Genomic DNA, 20,919 nt, shown 5'->3' with positions numbered 1-20,919 from the left:
ATGATTCTGATTTGTTTTTATTTACTCAAATAGACCACTGTAGGAAGATGGTCGCTAAAGCCATTAAGCCACTTACCACCAGCTGTGGTTCGCAGAGGACTGCCCCAATAGTCACCAGGCCCCTGCAACATATAGTCACGACGGAACACCTGATGCCCCTCAAAAGTAAGGCCCTTCTGCACTAGAAGAGACTTAGACAGGATAATCTGATCGAACAGATTCCAGGCTCCCTCATACATCAGCGTACCATCGCCTGCTGCCAGCGTGTTCCACCAGGGATTATATAATCCTCCATTCTCTACTTCACTTATCTCCCGATGGGCACCTAGACATTTTGCCATTGAGAGATCTTGAGGATCGTCGTTCATATCTCCCATAATCAACATTTTCACGCCAGGGTCATCTCTTAATAACGAGTCTTTCACCGCTCTGAGCTGTAAACCGCCATCCTCTCTAGCAATAGAAGGTGCACCACGTGATGGCAGGTGATTCACGATAATTGTCAGGTGTTCATCTGCCAAAGTGCCACTCACCACCAAGAAACCACGGGTAGCCCGACCAACATCTTCAGGTCGCGTATACACGTAAGGTACAAGTTTCACATTTCTCACTGCGAAAATTTGCGGATTATAAAGCAAGGCACAGTCTATGCCACGCTGGTCAGGACCTTCGATATGTACAAATTTGAAATTACGTTCTTTCAATGGGCCTTCATTACAGAGGTCTTCCAAACATTTAGCATTTTCGACCTCAGCCACACCTATAGCTGCACAACCCACATTGGGCAAGACATCAGTACCCATATCAGAAAGCACCCGCGAGAGATTCCTCAACTTATTGACATACTTATCACTTGTCCAGTGATAAGAACCCTCAGGTAGAAACTCATAATCGTTCTTCCCTGCATCATGACAAGTATCGAATAAATTCTCAAGATTATAGAAACCAATACCATAAGCAATCTTTTTCTTCGGGCCTTTCGCCATGCATACCCCGAAGAAAAACAATAGGGTCAGCGTCAAAAATCCAATTCTTCGCATATTATAGTGTATTTGTTTGCAAAAATACCACAAAAAACTGAGTCAACAAAGAAAAAAACACAAAAAACATCACTCAGAGTAAAATTAAGTCGATAAAGTTTGTTGGTTCAAAAAAATCTTCGTACCTTTGCAGCCCAAAAGTTCGAGATTTAGTTTTTAAACATTAATATTCAAATTTAAAATGAAAAAAGGTATTCATCCAGAAAACTATCGCCCCGTCGTATTCAAGGATATGTCCAACGGCGATATGTTCCTTACGAAGTCTACTGCAAAGACAAATGACACTGTAGAATTCGAAGGCGAAACTTACCCAGTGGTAAAAGTCGAAATTTCAAGCACCTCTCACCCCTTCTATACAGGTAAGAGCAAGCTCGTTGACACCGCAGGTCGTGTTGATAAGTTCATGAGCCGCTACGGTAAGGCTGCGAAGAAGTAAGATAAAACCGCAAAATTTTAAAAGGTGCGTCCACGGTAGTTGCATATGCCTTGGTTGCACCTTTTCTTTTTAAATCGACTCTTTATGAAACGACTATTCTACCTGATTCCTCTATTCATGCTTGCCTCTTGCGGAGGCAGTAGCGAAGACGGCCCAGAGCCAACGCCGACACCAGGCCCTGTTGAATCTACTAACATCAACAAGAACGATGCTTCACAGAATGAGTATTTAGCCCTTTTGGAAATGCCCAAGACCAAAAGCGGTAGTATTGTTGTTACCCATACCGTCGAAGGCTATGGCGTGAACTACTCTTTCGAGTGGGATAGCAGTCTGAGAGCACAACGCTGGACATGCTATACGCTTAACAAAAAAAACATGGCCTCTAATGGTAACACCCGTAAAAGCCTGTGGCCTGAGGGAGACCCTTGGAATTACGATCCAGACATAGCAACTGCCCAACAGCAGGCTACGTATAGTGAATTAAGCAAAAGTTATTTTCCTGGTACCAGCGCATACTACGAGAAAGGCCACATATGCCCCTCAGCCGATAGGCTTTACAGCAAGGACGTAAACGAGCAGACCTTCTTTATGACCAACATTCTACCTATGGTTGCTAAGTTCAATGGAGGTATTTGGAGTATGATGGAAGCTCGTACCCGCAACTGGGCTAATGGCGCCGATGAGTTGTATGTGTGCAAAGGTGGTACTATTGACAAGAGCGAACAGATTCTAGGTAAGACAATTAACAATCACATTGTACCAAAGTTTTTCTTTGTAGCTCTGCTTCACAAGAAGGGCGACACATACAAAGCACTTGGATTCTGGGTAGAGCACTTAAATGAAGACCACTCAAATGATAATCTTGGTGACTACGTTGTCAACATCGACAAACTGGAAGAGTTAACTGGTATCGATTTCTTCTGCAATCTGCCAGACGACATTGAAAACCAGATAGAAAGTGTATCACAAGAAGATGTCAAGTCCAGCTGGGGGCTTAGATAGTAAATAGTGAAAAGAGAATAGTGAATAGTTAAAAGTTAAAAAAAAACAAGACCCCATAACTTTTCACTTTTCACTTTTCACTTCTTTTTTGTATCTTTGCGCAGTATTATAGTCGCAAAGATAAATTAATCTATCAAGAATAGGAATGAAAACCATTTATGACTTCACTGTCAAAGACAGAAAAGGCAAAGACGTCTCTCTAAAGGAGTACGCTAATGAGGTGTTGCTGATTGTCAATACAGCAACCAAGTGTGGACTTACCCCGCAATATGAAGAACTGGAGAAGATCTACGAAAAGTATCACTCTAAGGGATTCGAGATTCTCGACTTCCCCTGTAATCAGTTCGGTCAGCAAGCTCCTGGCACCGATGAGTCAATCCATGAATTTTGCAAAACCAATTTTGGCACAGAATTTCCCCGTTTCAAGAAAATCAAGGTGAAAGGTGAAGATGCAGATCCACTCTTCAAGTTTTTGGCAGAGCAAAAAGATTTTGCCGGATGGAATGAAAGTCATCCCATCACTGCCATTATCGACGATCTACTCACAAAAGAAGACCCTGACTATAAATCAAAACCCGGTATTAAGTGGAACTTCACCAAATTCCTCATCAATAAGAAAGGTCAGGTAGTAGCCCGCTATGAGTCCACTGAAGATTTCTCAAAAATTAAAGCAAAAATCGAAGAACTGCTTAAATAATATGGAAAAGACAAAGTGTCTGATTATAGGCAGCGGCCCTGCAGGATATACCGCAGCCATTTATGCTTCACGTGCTAATCTTAATCCAATTGAGTATAGTGGCATGCAGCCTGGTGGTCAACTCACACAGACCACCGAAGTAGAGAATTTTCCAGGTTATCCTCAAGGGGTCGATGGCAATCAGATGATGATGGATTTGCTTGAACAGGCACAGCGTTTCGGCACTGATGTGCGCATGGGAACCATTGTGAAGGTAGACTTCTCAAAGGCCCCTTATGTCTGTACTGCCGATGATGGTACACAGATTGAAGCCGACACTGTGATTATAGCCACAGGAGCTTCAGCCAAGTACCTTGGACTCGACGACGAACGCAAATACAATGGACAGGGAGTTTCTGCCTGTGCTACCTGCGATGGTTTCTTCTATCGGAAAAAAACTGTTGCTGTAGTTGGAGGTGGTGACACGGCCTGCGAAGATGCTCTATACCTTGCCGGGCTGGCAAAAAAAGTTTATCTGATTGTGCGCAAGCCCTTCCTGCGCGCCTCACAAGTCATGCAACAGCGTGTTAAAGAGCGCGAGAACATCGAAATACTTTTCGAACACAACACTCTTGGGCTCTTTGGAGAGAACGGTGTTGAGGGCGCTCATCTAATAAAACGCAAAGGCGAAGCCGATGAAGAGTTGGTTGACATAGCTATAGATGGTTTTTTCCTTGCTATAGGGCACAAGCCCAACACTGAAATTTTCAGTGACTGGCTGGATATGGATGAGATAGGCTATCTGAAGAAGATTGACGGAACACCACGTACAAAGATTCCTGGTGTGTTTGTCGCTGGCGATTGTGCAGACCCTGTATACCGTCAGGCCATCTCTGCTGCTGGTTCTGGATGTCAGGCAGCCATCGAGGCAGAACGTTATCTATTAAATAAATAAAAAGGATCCCCCATTAACAGGGAAAAGGCTCGTTTCACAACGAACCTTTTCCATACTTAAAAAACTAAATTAATCAACCATAAACCTTAACCATTAAAATCTTGATGCAAAGATAATACAAGATTTAGAAAAACATGTTTAATTTGCGATTTTTGATGTTTAAAATGCGTTATTTAACGTATTTTCTACTAAAAATCACGATTTTTAAACGTTTTCGACCATAAAAAAGCTCTTTTTGTCGAAAAAAATATTGTAATTCGTCGAAATTATCTATATTTGCACACGGAAACATAAAATTATCAATCATGGACGGTCGCATACTATTAACCACTTTAATTGTGACCATGGTGGTCATAATCTTTTTCGCAGGACGTCGACTATACCTGCGCAATATGCAAGTGCGCAGACGTTTGCAAATGAGTTACATCTTCACCAACATCACCCACGAACTGCTTACCCCCCTTACCGTCATTTCTGCTTCTGTTGATAAACTGCGCGAACAAGTGCCTCAATTCAGCCACGATTACGACATGATGCAGCTTAATATTCAGCGTATGGTACGACTACTGCAACAAATTCTAGAAACCAATAAGTCTGAGGCAGGCGAACTCAAACTCTTAGTAGCCCAAGGCGACGTAATGCGATACATTCAAGAAGCAGCGAACTGCATCGAACCCTTGCTGGCTCGCAAGAACATGCAATTTAATATCTCATGCATTCCCGAGAGTATGATGGGATGGATAGATACAGATAAACTCGACAAAATCATATACAACCTTCTCTCTAATGCTGCTAAATACACAAACGAAATGGGCACCATCTCACTACATGTACGTACGAGCGAGCATTATGACAGAATTCGCATCGAGGTGAGTAATACAGGGAAAGGCATATCGCCCAAGATGATGAAGCAACTTTTCCACCGCTTCCACGATGGTGACTATCGACAATATCACACCACTGGAACAGGCCTTGGGCTTGCCTTAACACAAGATATGGTCCATCTGCACCATGGTACCATAACTTGCGAAAGCGAAGCAGACAAACTGACGACCTTCATCGTCGATCTCCCCATCTCCAAGGAAGCATTTTCTCCCGAAGAAATTTACGATAGTTCCAATAGCGACTTCATCCTTCCCAAAAACACCATTAAGAATTTTGACGCCCTCATTCCTGATTTCAATGCCGCCCCTGAAATTGACGATCTTATTGACGAAGATACATATAAAATTCTTATCGTTGAAGATAATGCTGAGCTACTCATGCTCATGCAACAGTTACTCCGTCCCTACTATCGCATATATATCGCACCCAATGGTATCGAAGCACTGAAGATAGTCCACGAAAAAGAACTTGACCTCATTATCTCCGATGTGATGATGCCCCAAATGGATGGTATCCAGCTCACACAGGCCATCAAGGGCGATTCCAACTATTACCACCTACCTATCATCCTACTCACAGCCAAGACGCAAGAGGAAGACATACAGAAAGCCCTCGAGATTGGAGCCGACGAATATATCACTAAACCATTCCACCTGCGCGATCTCAAGTTACGCATCGATAATATTATAGAAAACAGACGTCGCAGGCAACAAGACATTATCCAGAAGACAGAAGAAGAGACTCTCAAGACATTCCCCAAGAGTTCACCTGAAGAATTGTTTCTCAGCCGTGTTCTGGAATATGTTCACATCCACCTTGAAGACGAAGAATACGATCGCAACTCACTAGCTTCCGACATGGGAACCAGCGCCTCCACCCTATACAACAAACTGCGATCCATCACAGGTATGAATGTATCTGCTTTCATCCGCGATGTACGTATGAAAGAAGCCAAGAAGTTGGCTGAACAAGATCCGAAACTACGTGTCAGCGATTTGGCTTATAGCGTCGGCTTTCACGATCCCCGTTATTTCGCTACCTGTTTCAAGAAGCAGTTTGGCATTCAGCCGAAGGAATTCCTCGAGAGCTTACAGCAAGCAGAGCCAGAAAGGTAAACATACCATTCATCATCAGTAGTTCATATCCAAACTTGTAGCCTGTTTGTTCGAAAGTCAGTACGTCTATCGCATAACAAATCAATGGCGAAGCTATACAAACATAAGGCACCCACCTGTCCTTCGGCGTGCGTTTTGTCAGTAATCCAAAGGCAAAGAGCCCTAACAATGGTCCATAGGTATAGCCACACATCACGTATATCGCATCAATCACACTTGTTGAGTTCAGTAGTCTGAACAACAGTATCATTATTACAAATAACCCACTGATAGCTAAATGAACCTGCTTTCTTAACTGTTCATCACCCGCTCTTCCCCTGATATCAACGCAATAACTCGTGGTGAGCGATGTCAATGCAGAGTCTGCACTCGAGAACGATGCCGCCACTATACCAATTGTGAAAGGCAGCACGACCGAGAGGCCGTTTTCAGCCACAAAAGTAGGCAACAGCGCATCACCCGTTTCCTTTCTTCCCAACATCGCCAGCAAAACACCCAATGACAGAAAGAGCAAATTGGCTGGTACAAAGGCCACGCCATAAGAACACATATCCTTTTGCGCCTCACGCAACGATTTGCACGTCAGATTCTTCTGCATCATATCCTGATCCAGCCCTGTCATCACAATGACGATAAACACACCACTCAGAAACTGCTTCCAGAAATTTTGTTTCGTCACCCAGTCATCTATCACGAACATCGTACTGTGGCTGTCTGCTGCAATAGCCTTCACGGCCTCAGGCATCGTCATGCCCAATTCTCCAACGACCTTATATATAATAAGTAACAGAGCCGAAAACAAGCACACGGTCTGAAATGAGTCCGTCCACACCAGCGTACGTATGCCCCCACGTCGGGTATAGAGCCATATCAGTGCCACCATCCCCGTCACTGTCAGAGCAAAAGGTACGCCCCATGCATCAAACACGAATCGTTGTAAGATAATACATACCACATAGAATCTCACCACCGCCCCCGTCATCTTCGACAGCAGAAAAAACGAGGCTCCTGTCTTATATGCCCTTGGTCCCAATCGCTGTCCCAAATACGAATAGATAGTTGTCAAGTTTAACCTGTAATAGAGCGGCAAAAGTAAAAAAGCAACCACCACATAGCCCAAAATAAAGCCCAAACACGTCTGCATATACGTCATCCCCGATGTCGTCACCATACCAGGCACACTCACAAACGTCACACCCGATATTGAAGCACCCACCATACCAAAGGCAACCATATACCAAGGCGAACGACGATTTGCCCTGAAAAAAGTCTCGTTTGTAGCTTGTCGCCCTGTCAGTCTGCTGATGAACAGCAACACTGCAAAATAAACTAATATTGTTACAATAATCCACATAATCGGGTACAAAATTAAAAAAAAACCGCATAATCCGTATAATCCGTGCCAAAAAAGTGTTATCTTTGCAGGCGGAATTCCTAATTCTAAAATCAATCATTATGGCTAAACAAAAGAAATTCATCCTCCAAGAGAGTGAGATTCCTACACAATGGTACAACATTCAGGCCGACATGCCCAATAAACCCATGCCGCCCATCCATCCAGCAACCAAACAGCCTTTAGGCGTCGACGACTTGGCACACATTTTTCCACGTGAATGCTGTGTACAGGAACTCGATACAGAACATGCATGGATTGACATCCCTGAGGATGTACTCGAAAAATACAAGTATTACCGTTCGACACCGCTAGTTCGCGCCTATGCCCTTGAAGAGGCACTCGGCACCCCTGCTCATATATATTTCAAGAACGAGAGTACCAATCCTCTGGGTTCACATAAGATCAACTCAGCCCTTCCCCAGTGCTACTATGCCAAGCAGGAAGGCACAACCAACGTCACCACCGAGACAGGTGCAGGCCAATGGGGAGCAGCACTCTCCTATGCCGCAAAGATATACGGTCTCGACTGCGCTGTTTATCAAGTAAAGATCACCATGCAGCAGAAGCCCTATCGTTCTAGCATCATGCGTACTTTCGGTGCCGTTGTTGAGGGTTCTCCATCCATGTCAACCCGCGCTGGTAAGGACATACTCACCAAAGACCCCAACCACTCTGGTTCTCTGGGCACAGCCATCTCCGAGGCTGTCGAACTCGCCACTACCACTCCAAACTGTAAGTATACGCTGGGCTCCGTACTCAATCATGTAGCCATCCACCAGAGTATTATCGGTCTGGAAGCAGAGAAGCAGATGGCGATGGCTGGCGAATATCCCGACATCGTAATTGGCTGTTTCGGCGGTGGTTCCAACTTCGGCGGTATCGCCTTCCCCTTTATGCGTCATAACCTGAAAGACGGCAAAAAGACAGAGTTCATCGCCGCTGAGCCAGACAGCTGTCCGAAACTCACACGCGGTCAGTTCCGCTATGACTTTGGTGACGAGGCAGGCTACACCCCTCTGCTGCCCATGTACACTCTGGGCCACAACTTCAAGCCCTCTAACATCCACGCGGGTGGCCTTCGCTATCATGGTGCAGGTATGATTGTGTCACAGTTGATTAAGGATGGTCTGATGAAGGGTGTCGACATCCCACAACTCGAGACTTTCGAGGCAGGTATGCTTTTTGCCCGTACCGAGGGTATTATTCCTGCTCCTGAGAGCACCCACGCCATCGCAGCAACCATCCGCGAGGCTAAGAAATGCATTGAGACTGGCGAAGAGAAGGTTATTCTTTTCAACCTCTCTGGTCACGGGCTCATCGACATGCCGTCATACGAGGCTTACATTAAGGGCGATCTTCAGAACTACACTGTTACCGACGAGATGATTGCCGAGAACCTTGCCGAACTCGACAAGCAGTAAACTAATAGTCCCCAGCGCAAAGATGCGCTGGGGGATTATTCCTAGAACTACTAATATGATCATTAGCCAAGACATCATTGAAGAACTAACAGAAGGTAACCAGGAGGCTTTTCGCATCATCTTCAAAGCCGCCTATCCCCAAGTGCGGGCCTTTTCCTTGGGTTTGCTGAAGAATGATGCCGATGCTGATGACATAGCCCAGCTCGTATTTATCAAGTTATGGACCAAGCGCGCCATGCTGGCCCAAGTCAGAAATTTCGACACCTACCTCTATACCATCACTAAGAATACGGTTCTCAACCACATTGCCTCTCGCAAGGCTCTGATGATAGACATCACGGATATACCAAATGTCTCTACCGACAATGTATCACCTTTAGATCAGATTGAAGCTGGCGACATGCAGCTTCTCATAGACATGGTGGTAGAAAACATGCCACCTCAGCGCCAGGCCGTCTACAGGATGAGTAGAGAAGAAGGTCTTAGCAACGACCAGATAGCCGAGACACTGGAACTCCAGAAGAAAACTGTTGAGAATCACCTCAATCTGGCATTAGGAGACATCCGTAAAGTGCTAAAATTCTTTATTATGCTATTGTTAGGTTGGGGGTAAAAGGTCTTTTATTTGTCATATATATAAATAAGGTAAAGAGTGAACAGGTATTTCCATCATATCGTCAAGTATTTCTTCCATCACGAAGTATCGGATGAAATCACATTGAGAGTGCACAATCGTATGGCACTCACTCCCAACGATGCTGACGACGCCTTCCGCGAGTTGTGGAACGAATGCGCAGAAGCATCAGCCGACGATACATCCCTCGATGATGCCTATCAGAAGTTAACATCGGCATTGCCTGGAGGGAGTCCATTCACCATCAAGCACCTTTCTTGGCTGAAGATAGCAGTCATTTGGGTACTACCTCTACTGATGCTGGGTGCCGCAGCCTTTTACTATGCCTCTGCACTCAGACAGACCAAGCTCTATTCCGATGTTATCTTCATGCACAAGTTCACTCCTTACGGCGAGCGTAATATGGTCATTCTACCCGATGGCTCCAAGGTGTGGCTCAATGGCGGCAGTTCGCTGGTCTATCCGTCAAAATTCACGTCAGCCGAGCGCAATGTCTGCCTCTCTGGTGAGGGATATTTCGAAGTTAGGAAAGACAGCCATCGACCATTTACAGTGGATATCAACCAGATGAAGCTGAAAGTACTGGGTACCACCTTCAACGTATTCTCTTATCCCGACAACCCACAGATTGTAGCCACCCTCGAAACAGGTAAGCTACAGATCAACGTTGACAACCAGAGGAAATCCTATGTACTATTACCCAACAACCAGTTGGTTCTTGACTCCAAGACAGGCGAAGTAGAAGTTCGCCAAGTCAACGCCGCCGATTTCTCCGTATGGCGCATCCCAGCCTTGTATTTCGAAGAGACCAAGCTTATCTATGCCCTCCAGCAGATAGAGCGTACCTATAACGTCAATATTCATGTCCAGAACAGCCATTATAATAATCAGACCATCAGGGCTCATTTCAATTCCGACGAGACCATCGAGGGCATCATGGCTGTTATCAAGATGCTGATTCCGTCGTTAAACTATGAAATCAACGGCAACGATATCTTTATCAAATAATCATTTTTAGGCTTTTTAACAAAAAGAGATTGGGTGTAACGATTACATTTATTGTCCTTAGATTACATTCAACTAAAATTTTTTTAATCATTCTAATTTAAAACCTAAGATGAAAAAGAGAGTAAAATGTGTACTTAGGATTGCTGCTATCATGTGGTTAGCAGGAAGCCTTTCTCTTCAGGCTCAGAACGTATCGTTCAACAATGAGCTCTTAACCTTGAAAAAAGCTTTCGAGAAAATCGAGTCTGTAAGCAACTACAAGATTGCATACAACGCCTCGAAGCTTAACGTCAACAAGAAAGTGCTTCTTAACCAGAAGAACAAACCGGTGCCTCAAATTATTGAAGAACTACTCAAGGACACCGACTACACCTTCGATATGAAGGGCAATCAGATTATCATCGTTCCGAAGAATCAGAAAAAATCAGAGAAGAGCACTAGCAAGCAGAAGATTACAGGTTTTGTGCTCGATGAGAACGGTGAAAGCGTGATTGGCGCCAGTGTCTCTGAGAAGGGCACCACCAACGGCACCGTTACCGATGTGAATGGTCACTACGAGCTGACCGTTCCCAAAGGCAGCACCATTCAGATCAGCTACATAGGCTACATTTCTCAGAATGTGAAAGTTGGCAGCAACAGCCAGATCAACATTAAATTAGTTGAAGATTCCCATAGCCTCGACGAAGTGGTTGTGGTAGGCTACGGCCAGATGAAGAAGAGCGACCTCACAGGTGCGGTAACCTCTGTAGCCGTCGATCGCGACAAAGCCGTGTTTAATAGCGGCATCGATCATCTGCTACAGGGAAACGCTCCTGGTGTATACGTCAATGGTGGCGACTCACAGCTGGGTGGTGTCATCAACGTGCGCATTCGTGGTACCTCTACGCTGAATGGAAACAAGGAACCCCTTTATGTTATCGACGGCATCATCATGAATGACGCCACCGAGGACGTGGGCAACCCCAATAGTGGCGGTGGTACGGGTAGTGACCCCGTGCAGACCACCCAGAGCGGACTCACAGGTATCAACCCGCAGGATATCCAAAGTATCGAGGTTCTCAAAGATGCCTCTGCCACAGCCATCTATGGTTCACGCGCCTCTAACGGCGTGGTGCTCATCACCACCAAAGAAGGTAAGAGCGGCAAGGCTAAGATCAACCTCTCGGCAGGTCTCTCGTTCGATCAGGCCAGCAAGCACATCAATGTGCTCAATGCCGAGGAGTATATCGCCTACCGCAACGAGAAAGACTCGGAAAACGAGGAAAGCTTCTACAGCGCCGACTTTCACCCCGTGACCCGCGACTGGCAGAAGGAGCTCTTCCACACCTCTATCACCCAGTCATACCGTTTGTCAGTAAACGGTGGTAACGACAAGGCCAACTACTACGTGGCAGGTGGCTATTTAGACAACAAAGGCATCATCCGCAACACCGGACTGACCCAGGCCGATCTGCGCGTGAACTATAAGTACAAGCTCAACCAGAACATGTCGCTCAAGGGCACATTCAGTATGACACGTCGTGTGAACGACATGACAGCCGGAACCGACGGACAGGGTGCACAGCGCACCAGTCTCACCCGTCATGCCATCCTGGCAAAGCCTTTTGCCGAACTCGACCCCGAGGATAATAACGACAATGACAACGACCTGCAGCTGACACCTACCAACTGGCTCACCGACTACAAGGACCACTCGGAGGAGAATCGCACCATGGCCTCGATTGCCTTCGACTATAAGCTTATCAAAGGTTTGACCTTCCACCTGATGGGCTCGTACGACACCCGCGACAAGAGTCGTTCGCGCTGGTACAGCACTGGTGTATATACAGGAATGAAGGTGAACGGGCAGTTGGGCTACAGCGAACTGCGCAGCCTGAAGAAAGCGTTGGAGGCTCTGTTCTACTATGACTATACGCTGAACCGTGTGCACCACCTGTCGGGTACTGCCGGTGTGACCTACGAGCGCCGCGATGCCAACCGCTATGGCATGCTGGGCGAGGACTTCTCAATCATGTCGCTGGGAATCGATGGTATCGCCTATGCCAACAAAACCTATACCAACAGTCACTCGCTGACCAACGAGACCACTGCCTCATCGCTCTTGCGCATGAACTATAATTATATGGACCGCTATCTGGTGACACTCACAGGGCGCGTGGATGGTTCGAGCAAGTTCCAGAAAGGCAACCGCTACAGTTTCTTTCCTTCAGTGGCATTGGCCTGGCGTGTGAACCAGGAGAACTTCCTGAAGGACAGCAAGTGGCTGAGCAACCTGAAGCTGCGTCTGGGTTGGGGTATGACTGGTAACCAGAGTATTTCAGCCTATGCCACACAGAACACCTATGGTAACGTGGAGTATGCCACTGGAGGCGGTCAGAACACAGTAGGGCTGCACCCCAGTAAGATTGCCAACCCCGACCTGAAATGGGAGGCAACCACACAGTATAACGCAGGTATCGACTTCGGTATTCTGAAGAACCGACTCACCCTGAGCGTTGATGTCTATCACAAGGAGACTAACGACATCCTGCAGTCGATGAACACCGCCGTTTCTACGGGTTATAGTTCTATCTACGTGAACTGCGGCTCTATCCAGAACAATGGTGTCGAGGTGGCTCTCAACGCTGTGCCCGTGAGCACCAAGGACTTCACCTGGACCATCGGTGCCAACATCTCACATAACAAGAACCGCATCACCGACCTCGGACTGCCAGTCACCAAATATGGCACTCACTACTACGAGGCTTACTACGGCACCAACCTGTCGTACTATGCATCAGCCGCCTTCCCTGTTAACATATTCATCAAAGGCAAACCCATCGGACTGTTCTGGGGTTACAAGACCAACGGTATCCTGCAGAGCGACGAGGCAGCCAACGGACTGGTGTATAACGGCAACGAATTGAAAGCTGGTGATATCGCCTATATCGACACCAACGAAGATGGCATCATCAATACCGAAGACCGTGTGATTCTGGGCGATCCTAACCCCGACTTCACCTTCGGTTTCAACACTTCAATTAGCTATAAGGCCTTCACGCTGAGTGCTCAGTTCCATGGTTCGGTAGGCAACGAGGTGGTGAACGCCAACAAACTCGACAACACCAACACCTATTATGATTACAACATCCTATCAGAGGCCTACCACAATGCCTGGCGCCCAGAAAAGCCCAGCACCACCTACCCACGCATCGGCGTGCCTCTGAGCGAGCTTACCGACCGATTGATAGAGGATGGCAGTTTCCTGCGTATGGGTAGTCTGAGTCTCTCCTACGATGTGCCATTGAAGCGCTCTAAGCTGATTAAGGCGCTGCAGGTAACACTGACCGGACGCAACCTTTTCACTATCACCAACTACTCAGGTTACAACCCCGATATCAATAGTTTCTCTAACGACCCTAAGCGTATCGGCATCGACTACGGTAGCGCACCTATCAACCGCTCATACAGCTGTACGCTGAATGTGACATTCTAACAACATCAATCACCAATATAACAATACGAAAGAAAAATGAAAAAGACTATCATATATGCATGGGGATTGCTAAGCGCCATGGCGTTTACATCCTGCAACTCCCTGTTGGAAGAGGATACCGACTCTTTTCCATCTGCTAACGTTATCTATGCTGACGACAAGGGCGTAGAAGCCGCCTTGACAGGATGCTACCACGGACTAACCAGCTACAACGTGTTCCAGTCGGACTATCACACCATTTTCTGTACTGCCGGCGGCACGATGAACAATACCAGTTCGTCGTACAATGACTCGAAGGCCCAGCGCACCGAGCCCGATAATAAATATGTAGGCCGCCACTTCAAGACCTGCTACACCGTGATATCTGACTGCAACGACCTGCTGAGCAAAATCGACGCCAGCGGTGCATCAGAGCAGCTGAAGACACGCGCCAAGGGCGAGGCTCACTTCCTGAGAGGTATGATTTACTTTAACTTGGTGCGCGCCTTCGGCGGTCTGCCCATGCGTCTGGAACCTATCAACAGCAAAAACCTCGACATACCACGCTCCACAGTGGAGGAGACCTATCAGCAGGTGATGGCCGATCTGGAAGAGGCTGCCCAACTGCTACCTGAGGAGAACCCTACCGAGGGACGCCCCAGCAAATATGCCGCTCACGCCTTATTGGGAAAAGTATATCTGACGCTGGCCAACGGCGAAGAGGGCTCACCCTACTGGCAGAAGTGCATCGACGAGTGCATGAAGGTATATGGACACTATCAGTTGGTGCCTCTGCAGGTACTCTACAATGCCCAGAACCGCAACACCGCCGAATCGATTATCGAGATACAGTTCTCGGATATCAATGGTAACACCTGGACACAGGGCATCGCCCCCGATGTGAGCGACTACACCCCCAACTCGCAGAGCAATCCCTACGGACGCTATCGCCCCTCAAAGTATATCTTCGACACCTGGCGCGAGCAGTATCCTGGCGACCCACGCATCGAACAGGGCATCATCTACGACTACTATACCAAGAATGGTGGTGTGGATACCGTTACGATCTATCCTGCCTATACCAGCGATAAGGGGAGCAGTCGCATGTGGCCCTACCTTAAGAAGTTCCTCGACTCTCGCTATGTGGCACAGTATGCTCCACAGAACTTCATCTATCTGCGTTATGCCGACGTGTTGCTGATGCTGGCCGAAGCCACCAACGAGGTGAGCGGCCCCGACAAGGCCTATCAGTATGTGAACGAGGTGCTGGCACGTGCACGCAACAGCGCCACGCCTGCCTCAGCCGAGCCAGCCGACTGGAGTGGCATGACCAAGGAGGAGTTCCGTCATCGCATCATGTATGAGCGTTTCTTTGAGCTGTTGGGCGAAGAGACAGAATATTTCGACATGCGTCGCCGTGGCCCAGAGTTCATGCTCGAATACTGGAAGGCACATAATGCACACCCAGCCAACTGTCCTAACCCTTCATCCACCAAGTATAAGGAGGACTACTTCGTGTGCACCCCGGAAATGGCCAAGCGTGCCATGCTGCTACCCTTCCCCACGCTCGAGATCAACTCGAACAACGCCATCACCGATGCCGACCAGAATCCTGGCTACTAATGCAGCCCCTAAAATTATCGATTCACATTATATGTTATTATTTTAGTTAGTTTATTAGAGAGAGCCCCGTCAGGATCATTCCTAACAGGGCTCATTCTTTTCTTCGGTTTCATTCACACTTTAGTTCTTTGGGACGCATATCGTGGTCCATCTATATAAGTTACACCCCACAAAGTTACCCATTACCTCTGAAATATATACCATGAGTACGCTCGTATTCATCACCTGTTCAGCTGGTGAAACAAGAAAATAGAACGCATCGGCTATAGAGTGTGCAAATCCACACAAAATGAAGACAGGCACGCCTAACACTAGCGGCAGCATTTTGCCCTTTCTAGCAAACTCCACCGCTGTGGTCATGATAAATCCACAACCAATGGCTAGTAGAAAGCACGCCCAGGGTCCCTTGACCAGTCGCCCTGCTAGAATCTTTGCTGCGGGCTCCACGCAGTCAGGCTGCGCATAGGCAATCATCGACGCAGACAACAGACAGCCAACGATGTTACCCACCAACACGGTAAAAAGCATCGTCCAATCGCCTTGGCGCCTTATGAAACCAGCCGTGCCCGTATAGAGTTTCAGTCTATAATACACCACAGTTGTCAGGCCAAACGCGAACAACACGGCACCAGCCACTCCTCCCACACGAAGGTTCACAACGCATCCTATTGAAATGCATATTCCTGCCAAAATCGCCAGCAGAAATGTATCCCTAATAAATTTTATATCTTCCATATCAGGAGACAAAGTTAGCGTTTTTTGCCGAATAATCTATAAAAAAGCGCTTCTTTTTGCAAAAATAATGCAAAAAGCTTGCATGCTTCAAAAAAAAAGTATACCTTTGCACCATGTTTTTCATAGTATTAGATTTAAGGTTAACAACAGGGGCTCGGCGGAGTCCCGCTTTTTTTTGTCTTCATTCGAAAGAAATGAGATAAAACATAGTTTTAATGGTTTAGGTTTTTATGGTTGATAATTTAGTATCAAAGCAGGGGTCCACAGTGATGTGCACCCCTGTTTCGTTTTCTTATTCGAATGAAGTTCCACTCTGTGCCGAAAAAAAGTCAGAGTGACGAGAAGGCACAAAAAAGCACCAAGACCACCAAACGAAAAGCACAGATATTTGGTATATTCACCAGTCATACGTTAAAGAGTTATACCACGCTAGCAAGGTATTCGACATAGTCAGTAAAACTGTGATGATGGGGCGATGTACCTGCCACATCAACAGCGACCTCTTGTGCGCAACGGGTGGTGTAAGGTCCGAAGGAGTAAATAGGCACCTCAACTGGTTGACCTTGAGCAGCGGCAAGTGAGAGAATCCGGGAGAGAACATAGGCTTCGCCGCCACTTGTGATTGCAATGGCATTCACAATGCCACGACAAAGAGCATCAGCCAGATTGGCACAGCGTTCCTGGTCAATAGTCGAGGTGCGATAACAATAAACGGGAGTAACAGCAACTCCCATGAGGCGAAGGGCACTGAGAAAGTCTGTAATGGTGGTGGGAACGGGTAGCCCGCTGAACTGAGGCAACAACACAGCTACATGCTTAGCCGAGGGCGAGGACTGAAGCTGTAAGGCCTCTACGATTCCCATCATGCTAGGTTTGGCATAACGCAGGACGGGCTCTACACCAAGCAACCGAGTAACAGAAAGCTGATCGCGACCAATGGCGACAACACGCCCTTCAAAGTTAGTCCGAGACTGGTCTGACGAGGCAAGCGCTCGCACAGCCGTGAGACTAGGACAGACAATATAGTCAAAGCTGGTCAGACGCCTACAGAACTCTAGAAAGGCGCCATCTGGGGGCAACACAGAGGTACGGATAAGGGGTACGAATAGGGGGCTGAAGCTTACTGGCGACATGCTGATGGCTTCGCGAAGACGGTTGTGATAGGAAACTGGAGCTGTGAATAGTATGCGTTTTACCATTTGGCCAGCATCTGATTGGGTTTGAACACACGAATAACGTAGAACAGGCTGATGAGTGCTATGCCCAATTCGATGAGATATAGTCCACGATAGTCGAGCCACTCACCAACGCCACCTGAGATAATTGAGATGAGCGAAGAACTGAGATGAACCACAACCACCTGGATGGTGAAATCGGTTCCCTCACGACCTTCGCGTACACAATCCATCGCCGTAGTATAAACCACTATCGAAGCAAAAGCATGGCATGTCTTAACCAGCAGCAAGCCACCAACGATCATCGGTAGCGTGGGTGTGATAAACGTGAGTAAAATGAAATATAGCGGTGCGGTGACAATCATGAATGCCACCAGCAAACGAGCTCGATACATGCTGATGCGACGGATGAGCAAATGGGCCACCCAGGCCATCACAAACGAGGTGGCTGTGCCCACCATACCAAACCACACACCAATTTCCTTCATATTATAGCCCAAGTCGACCATATATGGGCGTACGTTGGCAATAATACCGATGATACCCATGAAATAGAGTAGCAGAAAAATGACATGGGGAATGATTTCGCGACGCGAGAAAAACCACATAAAATCCATGAGCTTAGCACGCTGCTTGGGCAAGCGAGGCTCTATCCGAATCTTCTTATTAAACTGCAAAGGCACAACCATCAGCCAAGCCACCAGACCCAACAACGGGAACACCACGCTCCAGCCAAAGTGGTCAAGCATCACGATGAAGATGCCACTACCTAAGAACGCACCAGCATAACGGCCCATCGACTGCATACTGTTTACAGCACTATGGTCGCCCTTGCTAAAAGCACGTACTGCTAACCCATCGGTAGCAATATCCTGCGTGGCTGATGCGAACATTGAGATAAATACTAGTACGAAGATAAAATAAATATCGGCTGAGATGTCAAGGAATCCGATGCACATGATAGACAGAGCATAGATGGACTCCATGAGCAAAATGAATCGACGGTAGCTAGCCAAATGCGAACATTGACGGTCGACCATTGGTGCCCAAAGGAACTTAACAAGCCAGGGGATATGTACCAAATGCAGCAAGCCAATAGTAGCCAGGCCGTAGTTGGCCTGGCGCATAGTTACCTGCATGGCTGTAGTGATGAAGGTAGAGGGAATGAACTGCGCTATGTATAGACAGAAAAACGTGGCGAGATTCAATCTCCTTACATTATCTACGCTGGTGGTTGTTGCCATGTAATTATTTGTGGATTAGATATTTAACTCGATTGTGGTTCCAAATGTCAATGGCTTGCCTGCCTGGGCGTAGTTGCCTGATGATGACTTGAAGCCATAAGCCATATAGTTGGTATCTGTCAGGTTCTTGCCCCACAACTCCCAAGTAACAATACCTTTGGTAAAGGCAACCTTAGCGTTGAGGGTTGTATAGAAGTCCTGACTGACGAGGTTATCCTCTGCCCAGTAGATACGACCCAGACCTCGAAGACCAACATTGAACATCACGCGATCCAGCCAACCTGTTGGATTGATGGTATAGTTCGCATCAACGCTCAGCGTGTGGTTGGGCACCATAGGTAAGCGATTGTTGGTATAGCTTACCATAGCACTCTTTTCATAAGAAAGGAAGCGGGCGTAAGTATAACCATAGTTAGCAGTGAACTGTAAGCCCTTTGCAGGACGCGCTACAATGTTCAGCTCAGCGCCCTTGCTATCAGTATGACCAGCGTTGGTTGTGATATTGCCTACACCAGCAATGGTAGAGGTAATCTGCATGTGACGCCAATCGATATAGAAGAGGTCAGCACTCACGGTGACCAGGTTGTTCAACAGGTTGATACTGGCACCTACCTCGTAGTTCCAGCTATACTCGGGCTCATATGAACGCTGATCGGCCGTAGAGAACGATTTGTTGAAGCCACCTGGCTTGTAACCACGTGTTATTGATGCATAGTAGAGATTATCCTCTGTTGTCTGGTACTGCAGGGTGAACTTAGGTGTTACCTGTGTAAAGTCCTTACTACTCTCGAAAGATTCACCTGTTGCCGATGACATCTGACTGAGATTAACTAAAGTATAACCATCGCCTGGCAATGGAGAAGCCGTTACCTTCAGGTTGTCATACTTGGTCTTTGCATGCTCGTAATCGAGACGGATACCAGCAGTAGCTGAGAGACCACGCCAGATTTTATAGGTGCTCTGATGATACAAGGCCAGCGAACTGGTAGGTACACAATAGTTTGTATGACTGAGCGAATAAGCCGAAGGCGAGTAGTTATCGACTGTACGATCTACGTGCTCCATCATACCAAAAGCACCAATCACCCACTGATATCGGCTATCATTGCTCGACTTGAGGGTGAACTCCTGTGACACCATGTTTTGATGGCGGGCATTTTCTACAAACGATTTGTCGTTGATAGTAAAGTCCTGATCAATAGCCTGTTTAGAGTTGATATACTGGAACGAAGTCTGACTATTGAAGCTGACAACAGGACCTGTATAGGTGATGCCCAATCCATTGGTGCTGACCAAGCGACGGAATGAACTGTAGCGGTTGTATTTGATATCTTGCAATGTGTTGGTAGCAACATCCACAGGAGCATAGGGATAACCACCCTGATCGCTGTAGGTAAATTGGCTGTTCAGTCGAATCAGCCAATTGTCGGCAGGCTTATAGTAGAGACCGATACGTTCCTCGGTCTCATTCATCTTGTCCACCTTCTCATCGAGATAGCTGTTGCGGAAAGCACCATCATTGTGATGATAGAGAGCACCAAAGGTGAAACCAAACTTGTCGGAGAGCTTAGTGTAATTAGAAATCTGCGTACGCAGGTCGTTATAGCGACCATATCCCAAGCGTACACGGGTATTCTGATATTCCAATGGATTGCGGGTGCTGATATTCACGATGCCGCCAATGGCATTACGACCATACAGCGTGCCCTGAGGACCACGCAATACCTCAACAGAAGCCACATCTCCCAAATCGCAATCGAACGAGAGGGGCTCGTAGAAGGGCATACCGTCTACATAGAAGCCGATTCCCGTACCATCCGACTTATTACCTACACCGCGTACAAATACAGGGCAACTGGCTCTCGAACCGTAATCGGGCATGTAAAAGTTGGGAATAACGGCAGTGAGCTCCTTTATGCCTGTAATCTGCAAATTGCTGAGCTGGCGGGCCGACAAGGCAGTACACGATACTGGCATGAGATTATACTTGTTCGTTTTGAATGCGCTTACCACCACCTCGTCAAGATCGTAAGAACGGGCTGTAGTGGTGTCAGAGGGTATCAACTCGGGGCTTTCGACGGCCAACAGTGATGTTAAGAGTAATCCTAAAAACATAATTC

The 20,919-nt window shown here is 47.1% G+C and carries 16 protein-coding genes; 10 read left to right on the top strand and 6 right to left on the bottom strand.

What is annotated here, in order from left to right; translation table 11 throughout:
• Window positions 1-17: 17 nt before the first annotated feature.
• Window positions 18-1,040 carry an endonuclease/exonuclease/phosphatase family protein gene (locus tag BMX82_RS08720; RefSeq protein ID WP_091767963.1) on the bottom strand — a complete coding sequence of 341 codons (1,023 nt, stop codon included), beginning with the start codon at window positions 1,038-1,040 and terminating at the stop codon, window positions 18-20.
• Between the two features lie 181 nt (window positions 1,041-1,221).
• Here BMX82_RS08720 and BMX82_RS08715 point away from each other — a divergent pair, with 181 nt between their 5' ends.
• The 5 genes from BMX82_RS08715 to BMX82_RS08695 all read left to right on the top strand — a co-directional run bounded on the left by BMX82_RS08715 (window position 1,222) and on the right by BMX82_RS08695 (window position 6,109).
• Window positions 1,222-1,476, top strand: a complete 255-nt coding sequence (locus tag BMX82_RS08715) for a type B 50S ribosomal protein L31 (protein ID WP_013064062.1) — start codon at window positions 1,222-1,224, stop codon at window positions 1,474-1,476.
• Window positions 1,477-1,560: 84 nt separating this feature from the next.
• Complete coding sequence (locus BMX82_RS08710) at window positions 1,561-2,478, top strand: DNA/RNA non-specific endonuclease (protein WP_091767960.1); 918 nt, start codon at window positions 1,561-1,563, stop codon at window positions 2,476-2,478.
• A gap of 145 nt (window positions 2,479-2,623) precedes the next feature.
• Window positions 2,624-3,175, top strand: a complete 552-nt coding sequence (locus tag BMX82_RS08705; protein WP_091767957.1) for a glutathione peroxidase — start codon at window positions 2,624-2,626, stop codon at window positions 3,173-3,175.
• A gap of 1 nt (window position 3,176) precedes the next feature.
• A complete protein-coding gene (gene trxB / locus BMX82_RS08700) occupies window positions 3,177-4,109 on the top strand; it encodes a thioredoxin-disulfide reductase (protein ID WP_091767954.1) in 933 nt (310 codons plus the stop codon).
• A gap of 416 nt (window positions 4,110-4,525) precedes the next feature.
• Entirely contained in the window at window positions 4,526-6,109 is a 1,584-nt protein-coding gene (locus tag BMX82_RS08695; protein WP_177172060.1) for a hybrid sensor histidine kinase/response regulator transcription factor, read from the top strand.
• Here BMX82_RS08695 and BMX82_RS08690 read toward each other — a convergent pair.
• Window positions 6,039-7,463 (bottom strand): sodium:solute symporter, encoded by a 1,425-nt coding sequence (locus BMX82_RS08690; RefSeq protein WP_091767948.1) that lies wholly within the window; start codon window positions 7,461-7,463, stop codon window positions 6,039-6,041. The two genes, BMX82_RS08695 and BMX82_RS08690, sit on opposite strands and share 71 nt — an antisense overlap.
• A gap of 101 nt (window positions 7,464-7,564) precedes the next feature.
• Here BMX82_RS08690 and BMX82_RS08685 point away from each other — a divergent pair, with 101 nt between their 5' ends.
• The 5 genes from BMX82_RS08685 to BMX82_RS08665 all read left to right on the top strand — a co-directional run bounded on the left by BMX82_RS08685 (window position 7,565) and on the right by BMX82_RS08665 (window position 15,645).
• Entirely contained in the window at window positions 7,565-8,926 is a 1,362-nt protein-coding gene (locus tag BMX82_RS08685; RefSeq protein WP_036911392.1) for a TrpB-like pyridoxal phosphate-dependent enzyme, read from the top strand.
• Window positions 8,927-8,981: 55 nt separating this feature from the next.
• The gene (locus BMX82_RS08680) at window positions 8,982-9,539 is read left to right on the top strand and encodes an RNA polymerase sigma-70 factor (protein WP_091767945.1); all 558 of its coding nucleotides are present in this window, start codon (window positions 8,982-8,984) and stop codon (window positions 9,537-9,539) included.
• 39 nt (window positions 9,540-9,578) lie between these two features.
• Window positions 9,579-10,568, top strand: coding sequence for a FecR family protein (locus BMX82_RS08675; protein WP_143058351.1), 990 nt, complete (start codon window positions 9,579-9,581; stop codon window positions 10,566-10,568).
• A gap of 109 nt (window positions 10,569-10,677) precedes the next feature.
• Window positions 10,678-14,043: a TonB-dependent receptor gene (locus BMX82_RS08670; protein WP_091767938.1), complete on the top strand. Its 3,366-nt coding sequence runs from the start codon at window positions 10,678-10,680 to the stop codon at window positions 14,041-14,043.
• Between the two features lie 36 nt (window positions 14,044-14,079).
• Window positions 14,080-15,645, top strand: a complete 1,566-nt coding sequence (locus tag BMX82_RS08665; RefSeq protein WP_081911075.1) for a RagB/SusD family nutrient uptake outer membrane protein — start codon at window positions 14,080-14,082, stop codon at window positions 15,643-15,645.
• Window positions 15,646-15,765: 120 nt separating this feature from the next.
• Here BMX82_RS08665 and BMX82_RS08660 read toward each other — a convergent pair whose 3' ends face one another.
• The 4 genes from BMX82_RS08660 to BMX82_RS08645 all read right to left on the bottom strand — a co-directional run bounded on the left by BMX82_RS08660 (window position 15,766) and on the right by BMX82_RS08645 (window position 20,914).
• Entirely contained in the window at window positions 15,766-16,380 is a 615-nt protein-coding gene (locus BMX82_RS08660) for a formate/nitrite transporter family protein (RefSeq protein WP_051949744.1), read from the bottom strand.
• Between the two features lie 419 nt (window positions 16,381-16,799).
• Window positions 16,800-17,579 (bottom strand): uroporphyrinogen-III synthase, encoded by a 780-nt coding sequence (locus tag BMX82_RS08655; RefSeq protein ID WP_091767935.1) that lies wholly within the window; start codon window positions 17,577-17,579, stop codon window positions 16,800-16,802.
• Window positions 17,573-18,799 (bottom strand): MFS transporter, encoded by a 1,227-nt coding sequence (locus tag BMX82_RS08650; protein ID WP_036911404.1) that lies wholly within the window; start codon window positions 18,797-18,799, stop codon window positions 17,573-17,575. The genes BMX82_RS08655 and BMX82_RS08650 overlap by 7 nt, the downstream gene beginning before the upstream one ends.
• A gap of 15 nt (window positions 18,800-18,814) precedes the next feature.
• Window positions 18,815-20,914: a TonB-dependent receptor gene (locus tag BMX82_RS08645; protein ID WP_091767932.1), complete on the bottom strand. Its 2,100-nt coding sequence runs from the start codon at window positions 20,912-20,914 to the stop codon at window positions 18,815-18,817.
• Window positions 20,915-20,919: the final 5 nt, after the last annotated feature.

Origin of the sequence: Prevotella sp. khp7 (genome assembly GCF_900109055.1) — a bacterium.
In the GTDB taxonomy this organism is placed as follows: Bacteria; Bacteroidota; Bacteroidia; order Bacteroidales; family Bacteroidaceae; genus Prevotella.
Note: the sequence above shows the minus strand (reverse complement) of the source record. Positions and strands in the feature narration are given on the sequence as shown.

What these genes read in the sequence shown, in the direction of transcription:
- BMX82_RS08720 (WP_091767963.1), bottom strand. Translation starts at nt 1,040, where the DNA reads ATGCGAAGAATTGGATTTTTGACGCTGACCCTATTGTTTTTCTTCGGG.
- BMX82_RS08715 (WP_013064062.1), top strand. Translation starts at nt 1,222, where the DNA reads ATGAAAAAAGGTATTCATCCAGAAAACTATCGCCCCGTCGTATTCAAG.
- BMX82_RS08710 (WP_091767960.1), top strand. Translation starts at nt 1,561, where the DNA reads ATGAAACGACTATTCTACCTGATTCCTCTATTCATGCTTGCCTCTTGC.
- BMX82_RS08705 (WP_091767957.1), top strand. Translation starts at nt 2,624, where the DNA reads ATGAAAACCATTTATGACTTCACTGTCAAAGACAGAAAAGGCAAAGAC.
- trxB (WP_091767954.1), top strand. Translation starts at nt 3,177, where the DNA reads ATGGAAAAGACAAAGTGTCTGATTATAGGCAGCGGCCCTGCAGGATAT.
- BMX82_RS08695 (WP_177172060.1), top strand. Translation starts at nt 4,526, where the DNA reads ATGAGTTACATCTTCACCAACATCACCCACGAACTGCTTACCCCCCTT.
- BMX82_RS08690 (WP_091767948.1), bottom strand. Translation starts at nt 7,463, where the DNA reads ATGTGGATTATTGTAACAATATTAGTTTATTTTGCAGTGTTGCTGTTC.
- BMX82_RS08685 (WP_036911392.1), top strand. Translation starts at nt 7,565, where the DNA reads ATGGCTAAACAAAAGAAATTCATCCTCCAAGAGAGTGAGATTCCTACA.
- BMX82_RS08680 (WP_091767945.1), top strand. Translation starts at nt 8,982, where the DNA reads ATGATCATTAGCCAAGACATCATTGAAGAACTAACAGAAGGTAACCAG.
- BMX82_RS08670 (WP_091767938.1), top strand. Translation starts at nt 10,678, where the DNA reads ATGAAAAAGAGAGTAAAATGTGTACTTAGGATTGCTGCTATCATGTGG.
- BMX82_RS08665 (WP_081911075.1), top strand. Translation starts at nt 14,080, where the DNA reads ATGAAAAAGACTATCATATATGCATGGGGATTGCTAAGCGCCATGGCG.
- BMX82_RS08660 (WP_051949744.1), bottom strand. Translation starts at nt 16,380, where the DNA reads ATGGAAGATATAAAATTTATTAGGGATACATTTCTGCTGGCGATTTTG.
- BMX82_RS08655 (WP_091767935.1), bottom strand. Translation starts at nt 17,579, where the DNA reads ATGGTAAAACGCATACTATTCACAGCTCCAGTTTCCTATCACAACCGT.
- BMX82_RS08650 (WP_036911404.1), bottom strand. Translation starts at nt 18,799, where the DNA reads ATGGCAACAACCACCAGCGTAGATAATGTAAGGAGATTGAATCTCGCC.
- BMX82_RS08645 (WP_091767932.1), bottom strand. Translation starts at nt 20,914, where the DNA reads ATGTTTTTAGGATTACTCTTAACATCACTGTTGGCCGTCGAAAGCCCC.